The sequence below is a fragment of the uncultured Wocania sp. genome (assembly GCF_964021735.1).
In the GTDB taxonomy this organism is placed as follows: domain Bacteria; phylum Bacteroidota; class Bacteroidia; order Flavobacteriales; family Flavobacteriaceae; genus Wocania_A.
On sequence record NZ_CAXIBN010000120.1, the window covers coordinates 1 to 10,026 of the forward strand.

Below are 10,026 nucleotides of genomic sequence, written 5' to 3' on the forward strand. Positions count from 1 at the left end.
TAGACTAGTGATAGCAATCATTACAGCTACGGGACGATAAGCGGACAATCAATTTGAATTATTGTTTTTGCATGCAATAAAAAAAAGTATACCAAAAAATAAAATATTTAAGGTGATTAGATATTTATGTTTCTTTTGTGTCATTATCATTTGCCAAATTGCTCACAACGTGTTCGTGTATGGTTAGTTGCGTTGGCTAGGACTAAGTTAATAAACAAAAACGAACCAGAGGAAATTCCAAAGGAATTTCCTAGTAGACGATAATCAAGCAATTGATTATAGCATCTATGTAAAAGCAGCCTGTCGAGTATCTTTAAGATTCACAAAAATCATTAGATATGGATACACAACAAACTGCCACGCCTAAGTTATTCATTGGGATAGACATACACAAGCGAAGTTGGAAAGTACATTGTTCTTCTGATTTGTTTGGAGGCAAGACTTTTTCTATGGGTCCTTACCCAGAACAGTTGCAATCATATGTTTTAAAACACTTTTCGGGATACCAAGTAACGACTGCATATGAAGCTGGTTGCTGTGGTTATCACGCACATCGTTGTTTTATATCTTATGGTTGGGATTCCTTGGTTGTCAATCCTGCAGACATTCATAGAAAAGGCAAGGAACGTCACACAAAGACCGATCGTATCGATGCACAATTAATTGCTCGCGAACTCAAAGATGGTCGTTTAGAGAGCATTCATGTGCCAGATATGGAGCGGGAACAACTTCGCAGTCTGTTTCGCAGACGTAATGATCTTGTAAAGAACTATCGAACGATCAAAAACCTGATCAAGTCCCAGATTCTTTATCTAGGTATAGAGGTGCCACCTGAGTTCGATAATAGCCATTGGAGTCATAATTTCCGTCATTGGTTAGATACCTTGGATTTTAAATACTCCGGGGCACGTTTAGCATTAGATAGTAGACTGAGGCATTTTCGGTTTATCGATCAGGATCTTCGAGATGTTTCAACACAATTACGCAGACAATGCAAGACCTATTATAAGAAAGATTATATGCTTTTACGGAGTATTCCAGGGATTGGAGGGATTGTAGCTTGTGGGATTTTATGTGAACTGGGAGACTTGCGAAGATTTCGAAGTCTTAAACATTTAGCTGGTTATGTTGGCATAGCGCCAGGGATCCACCAGAGTGGTGACAATTTACGAACGACAGGTATCAGCCGAAGAGCTCACCGTTTGATAAGGAGTTATTTTATAGAGGCATCTTGGCAAGCTATTCGTACAGATCCCGTAATGCAAATGTATTATCGTAAACATCAAGGCAAAAATGTAAAGTCTATTATAGTCAAAGTGGCCAGAAAACTTTTAAGCAGAACCTTAGCGGTTATTAAAACAGAAACTCCTTATGTAGTTGGAGTTGTAGAATAGCGCTCCTGCCTACCGGACAGGCAGGTTCGCGAAAGCGTATAAATAAACTCAATAACAAAGCTCACAAAGAAGTATTTAAAACCTGTATCACAAAACAACGTAGGTGACCATTTGAAAGAATCGGATCACATTTTATAGCAAGTGGCCAGGTTTATTATAACTTATAATCATACAGATGCTGGTGAACCCTGAAACAGGTGTATCACATATAGGATGCCGAGCAAGTTATATAGTATTTAAATGTTGACAATCAAGCAACAACTAGGATAGGATTGCCAACATTTAAACACTCCAAAATAATCATAATGAGGTAATTAAAAATAAAATATTAACTTTAAAGAACTGGATTAGGGCTTTTCATAGGATACATTGTTACCAAACGTGTTTTTTAAATGAGCTCGATTAAACTTTTACAATTAAGGTAAATGGTTAAATCTGTCCTATTCTTTAAAATGATATCTGTGCTCCTAAAACAATTCCCATGCTATTGGCATCTCTATCACTATGAGTGGTGCCAGGAGGGAATGGATCAAAGTCAGCACTTCCACTTATAAAATTTAATGGAGCAAAACCTTCAGTTCTGAATATTTCAACAAATAGTTTTGCTGATTTATTCATTAAGGCTTGATATCCTAGAACATACTGGTTTTGTCTTTCCCAGGGAGCCCCATTTGGTCCAGCTATAAAATTTGAAAATTCTCCAGAAAGTGTATGTTTGATTTTACCTACTTTATTTAAATCATATTTTGCACCAAGACTCAATGAACTAACTTTAGAGGCTTCAAATATATTTAGTGGTGGTGTTGGATTAAATGTACCTTCCCATTCATCAAAAGTTTTTGCAAATGAAGCCATTACGATAAGACGATTATTTACATCTAATGTACCGTATACAGTATACTCAGGATTGTTTTCTTCACAAGGTGTAAAATGAAAAACAGGAAAGCCTTGGCAATATGCACCTCCTTTTTTATATGATGCACCAGCTTTTAAATTTACTTTATCAGAAATAACTAATTTATAGTTTAAATCTGCAACAAGATTGTTAAGTTTTGAAGGCACAGCAGTTGCATTCCCAACAGGTACATGTAATGCTCTAAATTGAGCACCTCCTTGAGCCAACATGATTTTAGCATGAAGCCCTCCTTTATTATATCCAATCTGGGCACCGTAACCTAGACCACCGAATGCATGCCACATAGTTGAATTAGTAAATGGGTTTACAGTTCCCATTTGTCCGAATGGAGCATCCATTTTTCCCACAGCACTGTAAAATGGTGATTTATTCAAGTTTCCAAAAACTACAAACGCTTTCCTTAATTGAATTTGATTTCTATTTAGATTTGTAATAGTACCTGAGCCAAAACTTTGTTCAGGGTTATATAATAATTCAGCATAGGAAGTTATCCAACTATTAATGGTAGCTGTGGCTGATAACTGAAAAGAATGAATCACGGCCTCACTTACATCTTTTCCAATCTGATTATTTGCAGTTGGATGCCTCATAAGATAACCAAATTTTGAGTCTGTATTAGAATGCTGGTAATCAACAATAGAAATTAATGAAGTACCAATAATTAAATTGTTATTTTTAATAAGTTCATTTTTCTTTGAATTGAGAAGTATTTCTACTTTTCTTAAATTTTGGTTTTGATCTAGCATTTTGTAACTAAACTCAGGGTTGATTCCAATTCTTTTAATAGCGGTTGTGTCGATTTGAGCTAATGCGTAATTCCCTATCAGAAGTAGGGTTAGGAGAAAGAATATTTTTTTCATATTTTAAAGTATTTAAGTTTTATTTTTTTCAGTTAATTTATGTTTGGTAACGTTTCATGTATGAAATGTTGCGTGTTTGAGTGCGGGGATTTTCCGGAGGAAAATCAGAAGTAAGTAAACAAAGCAACTTCCATTGATTTAGCCAAAACTAGCAATTTTTTATACATATTGTCAGCAAACGTACAATTTTTTTTATAAATAGGGCTTTCCGAGATACAAATCCGATATTGGTTTGAGTGGGTTTATTTTTAATTTATAGGTCAGGAATTTTACGAGCAGAAGGTGAGTCGTACGCAACAGTTGCGCTCTGCTATGGTTTATTGCACCGTTTAGATTTGCGAGCGAGATTATGTTTGCTAACGGTTATGTATAAGATTAGTTGCGTGGTTTAAGCACCTAATTTAGCAAATACAAACGGAATAGAAAATTCGCAAGGATTTTCGTAAGTAGTCTTGCTCTAGCAATTAATTTTATACTTTGTTACAAAACGTTTATTAATCTTGATTTTCTTTTAATATTACTGCTTTTATTTTTCAGGATCATTTATACAATCTTGTGTCGTGATTAATTTATACTGATTATATAAACAAAAAAATCCAAGTCTATAGAACTTGGATTTTAATATATTCCTTGAATATAATTATTTCATTTGCTCTAATAAACCATCTATAGTGTTAGACATAACAATGCCAGGTAATTTAACTGGTGAGCCTATTTGCGCTAAGAACGTACCATTAACTTCTCCTTTTTTATAAGATGTAAATCCAATTCTATATAGTCCAGCAGTCAATGCTTTTAAAGGATCACCTATTTGACTTTTATAGCGTAAAAGTGAGTTGTATTTTCTGCCACTAGGTTGTTTAGGCATTTCTCCACTATCATCATTTCTTTCAAGCGTTGTCCAAGTTGCATTTGCTGAATCAGCAATTCCATCTTTAGTAAATACACTCGATCTTTCTAAAGTAATATAAGTGTCAAAAAAGTCTTTTGAATCTTTATGATCCTCATAACCTGCTCCTATAATTGGAGTTTTAGTTTTTGAACTTCCAGCAGGAGACACCATTCTTAAACCTAATTCTGGTGCTACAGCAGGAACCCATAAATATATGTAGTAAAATTTCTTTCCTTCTTTTATTTCATTTTCTGTACCTAAAGAAGCATGCCCTAAATAACTAATAACATCTAGGTAAGGGACTCTTTTATTTACTGGACCGATTTTTACTTTGGTTAAACTTCCGAACGCTTTTAACTTTTGAGCATTGATCGTACCAATAGTAGATAGAAAAATGAGCAATAAACTTACATTTTTAATTAACTTCATAGTGTTTAGTTTTTTATATGTTCTTTAAAACTAATATTTTTTTTAACAAAAGAACTAAAAATCCTCTTGAAAATTTAAAACTAACTAAAACTATTTTTTCAGATCATATTTAGATAGCATTTGAATTAAAGTATAAAGTTTATCCTATTATCCGAACCTCTTTTAAAATGTTTTGTAACGTGTTTGTATATGAAACGTAGCGTATAAATAAACGCTAACTTTTCGGATTATACACGAGCCGAATTTTTATTTTTTCTATTTAAATATACAAAAATAAAAATTTGGCGGACTTAATAAAGAAGCAAAAACCTCTCGGAAAGCCTGTAATAGCTATGTTTTATATACGTTGTTGTGCATAGTGCTTTTTACGTTCAGCTTGGTTTGCCGATGTTTGTTATTTAGTTCGGATTTAGCGTTGGCAACACATACTCTTTTGTGATTTTTGGTGTAGCGTTGGCTGGTGCGAATTGCAAATGTGTATGGCTTTTAGCGTTGGCATAAAACAAACAAATTTTCAATATTTGATTAATCCATAACAAACTTAAATCCTGCTGTAATAATATTAGAACTAAAAGACGTATCTCTATCGTATTGGTAAAACTTTACATCAATACTTTTTAGTCCAAATTTCCAAATATGTGCTTTCGCAAAAATGTCTGTATAAGAAACTCCAAAACCAAATTGATTTGCACTATACTGCGATAAGTCATGATCTGAAGTATAAAATTCTGATGTAGATAGGTTTTTATTTGCAGGTGCAAAATAATCTGCTGCTGTTTGTGTGTAAAATCTATAAGAAGGATATAATGTAAACTTATCAGCTATCTTTATAGGTACTTCTAAACTTGCTGTATGAGAATCAATTCCCCAATCATCTGTATAATATCTATAAAATGTACGAACGGTAAAACGTTCATTCAAAAACCAGTTTAAACGACCTCCAACAGCTATTTTAAATCTATTGTCTGGTAAGCGTTCTATATCATCTGCGAGTTGAAAATCTTCGATAAAGGAATTTTCAACATCCGCAAAATAAACCCTTTGAAAAGGTGTTGATAATAAACCTTGTTGCTTAACTAAATCTAATGCAAGCGAACCTTGCACATTTTTATGTAATATTTGAGAAAACCCAAATCCTAATGCATAGGTGTTTCTGCCACTACTTTCTATTGGTACAAACTGTGGATAATAATTGGGATTACCTGTAATAGTATAATTATTAATATTGAAATCATCATCGTCGTCGTCGTCTCCATTTTCCGGTGCTCTCAACTCTGTTGGATAAATTAGACTCCAACTATCTATAAAGACATTAGCTTTTACACTTACCTCTGTATTCTTTTCGTTAAATAATTTTGTATAGCTACCACCAACACCAGCAGAGAAATAATCGTATTCTGTAGAAACAGAAACAGTAGCAGACCAAATATCGTTCCTGTCATCTGAACTATGACTATAACTACCTGTTACATTTGCCCAAGTATCACTACTTGAAGCTCCTGACGAAGCTTGAAATGGGTCTGCTGTTCCACCTCCATCAAAAGGATTTACATTACTTGAAGAAGCAGAAGTATATGCAGAAACTCCTGCATCAATGGTCAATACATCATCATCATTTAATGGTATTGAAACTACAAAAGTTCCTGTAACATCTGTTAACTCTTCTGTACCTATTCCGCCACTTACCGCAGCATTATCTCCATCTTGAGAATAGTAACTTGTTAGAAAATCTACTTCTGTAGTTTCTAATACACGTTTTTTATAAACTTTGGTTGAGTCTTGTCCTGTTTGCGAATATGATTTTGCAAAAGCAAATACGCAGAATATCAAAATTATTTTTTTCAAATTTCTTGTTTTATTAGTTGCAGCCGCAGCCTCCTCCAGTTTTTCCTCCATTTGCTCCTACAGCAGCTTCACGATATGAATGCATTGTTGTAAGGTTTTTGTCACACTTTTTTTCTGACAACGCCATATCTGGGTCATTAATGTTTACTTTTTCGTATTCTTTAACCACAACACAACTGCTAAAACACGTTGATATTAATGCAGCACATATAAACTTTTTAATCATAATTTATCTATTTCTATATTCGTTGATTTCGTAATATTTCCTTTATCATCTATAATGATACATTCTATTTTTGGTAATTGATTAATGCGGTCTAAACCAGCTTCTTTTCCCATAACAAATACTGAAGTTGCTAGTGCATCTGCCAGTTCTGCTTTAGGTGCAAAAACTGTTACACTTATAATTCCAGTAGAAGGATATCCAGTTCTTGGGTCAATAATATGTGTGTATCTTTTGCCATTAAAGTTTACATATTTTTCATAATTGCCAGAAGTAACAACAGCTCCATTTGTAATAGGAAGCAAAGCAAACACTTTGTTTTTATTCATTGGGTTTGTAATGGCTACTTTCCAATCTTCATTATTGGGTTGTTTTCCCCAAGTATTCATATCGCCAGAGGCATTAATAATTCCTGAAGGTACACCTTTTGAAATAAGAAGCGTCTTTGCCTTATCAGCTGCATAGCCTTTTCCAATAGCACCAAAACCAATTTTCATTCCTTCTAATTTAAGAAATACAGTACTGTTCTTTTTGTCTAAAACAATGTTTTGATAACCAATTTTTTCCACAGAAGATTTTATTTCTTTTTCGGAAGGCATAACCGTCATACTACCATCAAATTGCCAAATTCTGTCCATTGAAGCATAGCTAATGTCAAAAGCACCATCAGTCAATTTTGAAATGCCTATTGCTCTTTCAATTAAATCAAACAATTCTTTGTCAACTTTCACAGGTTTAATTCCTGCATTGCGATTAATTTCTGATGTTTGAGAATTATCATCCCAAGATGAAATCAATTTTTCAATTCTTGAAATTTCTGCGACAGCAGTATCAATATATTTGTTTGCTTGTATAGAATCGTTTGCAACAACAGTAATATCAAACCGACTACCCATTAGTTTGAGCGTTCTCTTATAAGGTTCTTGTGCTGCACAAACTATTGAAAATAGTATTAAGAATGAAGTAATTAGTGCTTTCAAATTATTTGATGAATGTATTTAATTCTTTGATATAATTATCTGGTGTTGTTTTTTTGTAACTACTTTCTCCTAACACTTTTCCATTAGAATCAAGTACTACAACAAAAGGAAAAAAACCTTGTTTATTGTATTTTTCAGCAAGCAATGCGTTGGCTTTTGATTGCGATTCAGATAATGAATTTTTCTTTTTTCTAGGAAAATCTGCCAGAAGCATAACGTAATTTTCGGCTGCATACTTTTTAAAAACCTCTGCACTCCAAATTTCTCGGTCTAGTTTAATGCAAGGTGCACACCAATCTGAACCTTGAAATACTAATATAATTGGCTTGCTTTCTTTAGATGCAATTTCTTTTGAAACGTTAATATCCGTTTGCCATTCTTGAGCCATTGTTGTACCTACACTTACAATCATTACTAGTAATGCTACAATTATTTTTTTCATTTTTACTTTTATTTAATATTTATAAGATTATAGTCAACAATTAGACCAATACTTATTAACGAATATATTATTTTTTTGTTTTATGAATAGCTTGTTTTTTCAGTTGAATATTAGAATCGATTTGAGCGTTGGAAAAAAACAGCTCTTTTGTTTTTTTTTTGCGTTGGCTGATGTGTCGGCAAAAAAAACGAATGTGCTGTTTGCGTGTTGGATTTTTTAGTTCAAATGTTGATGTTTAGCACGATTTTCCGCATTATGCACAACGTTATTGTATAAGATTAGTTGCGTGTTTTAAGCACTAAAGTAAGCAAATAAATCACAGATTGAAAGTCCTAAAAGACTTTCGTAAGTAGGCTATTACCAGTAATTAATTTTATACGGTGTTGGCAACAGTTTTTGTATTTCCGTGATTTTTTGACATAACTCCCTTTGATTTAACAATCATTTTATCCACTCAATTCCGTATTTGGAAGTGCTACCTTTTCTTCTCTATCGAACTTCTCTTGCATCTTCAGTAAAGCCTCTAGTAGCCCAAAATTCAAATATTCAGTTCATCTAATTTATTTTTTTGAAAAAGAAATGGCAATAATTAGAGTTTGTCACTAACCCCAATGTTTTACTTACCTATATTTATTCTTGTTTTAAGGTAATATAAACTTTAAAGGCTTGATTACTTGCTATACTTTGAGTCCCATTATTTCTAAAAAATATATTCTCGGCTGAACTTTCAATACCTCCATAGATGTAACCAATTAGAGTTTTTTCTTGTTTTAAGGTGTTTAAATTGACAATGTCATTTTCTAAGTAAATAGTCTCATCTGATACAGGAATGAATTCTGCTCCAGACCCTAAAAAGGTGGGCATTTTTATTCCTAAATCTTTTTCTATCATTGATCCATCTAGATTTCTTGTAACCATACTTATTGTTTTAACAAATGGCACTTCATCATCTTTAATAAGCTTTCCATTTTCACCAAATTGATATTGGCTTAACCCACCAAAGAAGACAGTCATCATCTCTTTTGTTTCTGAGTTGTAAATAGGAACTTTAGCACTATGGTACTGACTTAGTAATTGATTAAATTCATTATTTACCTTGTAACCACTTTCTATTACATCTACCGTATTTAACCAAGGTATATTTGCATCGTATTGAAATACTCCGCTAAACATTGTAAACCCTTTTGAATTGTCGGGAAAAATTTGAGGCACCATATTGTAATCTCTTCTATGTAGGTTTTGTTTATCTTGATTGGCAGAATAGTTGTTGATAGATAGATTATTACCATCATCAGTAATCTTAAATGTTCTAATTTCATTAGTATATTTTTGAGTAAATCCAGGACCGTGATTTGGACCCATCGGATTGTATCTACCTTCAAAATATTGTCCACCACATAAATAGAATATATCGTTTAAAAGGCTTAATTGTCCACCCGTAACCGCTAGTTTGTCATCAGTAATCTGTCTAAAATAGGCTGATATATTTGCTTTATTAATAATAGCATTTGCCAATCCATCTAAATCTATAGCGGTTAAATTAGGATATGTAATATGGTCTCTTTTAGATTCACTGTATCCATAACCACCTATTACATAAAGTGTATTTCCTCGTTGTTGAAACTCTTGATTTGTAGACTGTAATTGTTCAAAAATAGCAGCAGGAAGAATACTTAAATCTGTTACCCAAGTCTTACTGGCAACAGGATCTATTACAAATACTGAAGTGTTATTTTCTTTTTTTAAGAAAGCTTCAAATGGTCTTATTTTATGTAAGCCATCTATACGACCGCCTAATACTAACCATTTACCATTACTAGTCTTGCCTAACGCATAAGATTGTATGCCTGGTGCTTCGCTAATAGAAAATGGCTCTATTTGAATTGTAAATTGTTCTTGTGTCGATGAATTACAGCTTGCTAGAGTAAAAGATATTAGAAAGGTAAAAATAATATTTAGTTTCATTTATTTGTTTTAATGTGTATTTAATTGTGTTTTAGTTAATTATATTGTTCATTTTCAGAGTTTATAATTGTTGCTAACGT

Annotated in this window: 8 protein-coding genes; 1 reads left to right on the forward strand and 7 read right to left on the reverse strand. The window is 32.9% G+C overall.

Annotated features, from left to right (window positions below; genetic code table 11):
• The first annotated feature begins 338 nt into the window (after positions 1–338).
• Positions 339–1,394, forward strand: a complete 1,056-nt coding sequence (locus AADI82_RS10840) for an IS110 family transposase (protein WP_341216456.1) — start codon at positions 339–341, stop codon at positions 1,392–1,394.
• 447 nt (positions 1,395–1,841) lie between these two features.
• On the opposite strand, the gene AADI82_RS10845 is transcribed toward AADI82_RS10840, so the two are convergent.
• From AADI82_RS10845 to AADI82_RS10875, 7 genes are all read right to left on the reverse strand, one after another.
• Complete coding sequence (locus AADI82_RS10845) at positions 1,842–3,056, reverse strand: hypothetical protein (protein WP_341216457.1); 1,215 nt, start codon at positions 3,054–3,056, stop codon at positions 1,842–1,844.
• A 754-nt stretch (positions 3,057–3,810) separates the two neighbouring features.
• Positions 3,811–4,491, reverse strand: coding sequence for a LipL32 family surface lipoprotein (locus tag AADI82_RS10850; RefSeq protein ID WP_341216458.1), 681 nt, complete (start codon positions 4,489–4,491; stop codon positions 3,811–3,813).
• Between the two features lie 525 nt (positions 4,492–5,016).
• Complete coding sequence (locus AADI82_RS10855; RefSeq protein ID WP_341216459.1) at positions 5,017–6,336, reverse strand: DUF3570 domain-containing protein; 1,320 nt, start codon at positions 6,334–6,336, stop codon at positions 5,017–5,019.
• 13 nt (positions 6,337–6,349) lie between these two features.
• A complete protein-coding gene (locus AADI82_RS10860) occupies positions 6,350–6,562 on the reverse strand; it encodes a DUF4266 domain-containing protein (RefSeq protein WP_341216460.1) in 213 nt (70 codons plus the stop codon).
• Positions 6,559–7,539 carry an FAD:protein FMN transferase gene (locus tag AADI82_RS10865; protein ID WP_341216461.1) on the reverse strand — a complete coding sequence of 327 codons (981 nt, stop codon included), beginning with the start codon at positions 7,537–7,539 and terminating at the stop codon, positions 6,559–6,561. Before AADI82_RS10865 ends, AADI82_RS10860 begins: the two co-directional genes overlap by 4 nt.
• A 1-nt stretch (position 7,540) precedes the next feature.
• Positions 7,541–7,981 (reverse strand): thioredoxin family protein, encoded by a 441-nt coding sequence (locus AADI82_RS10870; protein ID WP_341216462.1) that lies wholly within the window; start codon positions 7,979–7,981, stop codon positions 7,541–7,543.
• Between the two features lie 630 nt (positions 7,982–8,611).
• Entirely contained in the window at positions 8,612–9,946 is a 1,335-nt protein-coding gene (locus AADI82_RS10875; protein ID WP_341216463.1) for a hypothetical protein, read from the reverse strand.
• Positions 9,947–10,026: the final 80 nt, after the last annotated feature.

What these genes read in the sequence shown, in the direction of transcription:
- AADI82_RS10840 (WP_341216456.1), top strand. Translation starts at nt 339, where the DNA reads ATGGATACACAACAAACTGCCACGCCTAAGTTATTCATTGGGATAGAC.
- AADI82_RS10845 (WP_341216457.1), bottom strand. Translation starts at nt 3,056, where the DNA reads ATGCTAGATCAAAACCAAAATTTAAGAAAAGTAGAAATACTTCTCAAT.
- AADI82_RS10850 (WP_341216458.1), bottom strand. Translation starts at nt 4,491, where the DNA reads ATGAAGTTAATTAAAAATGTAAGTTTATTGCTCATTTTTCTATCTACT.
- AADI82_RS10860 (WP_341216460.1), bottom strand. Translation starts at nt 6,562, where the DNA reads ATGATTAAAAAGTTTATATGTGCTGCATTAATATCAACGTGTTTTAGC.
- AADI82_RS10870 (WP_341216462.1), bottom strand. Translation starts at nt 7,981, where the DNA reads ATGAAAAAAATAATTGTAGCATTACTAGTAATGATTGTAAGTGTAGGT.
- AADI82_RS10875 (WP_341216463.1), bottom strand. Translation starts at nt 9,946, where the DNA reads ATGAAACTAAATATTATTTTTACCTTTCTAATATCTTTTACTCTAGCA.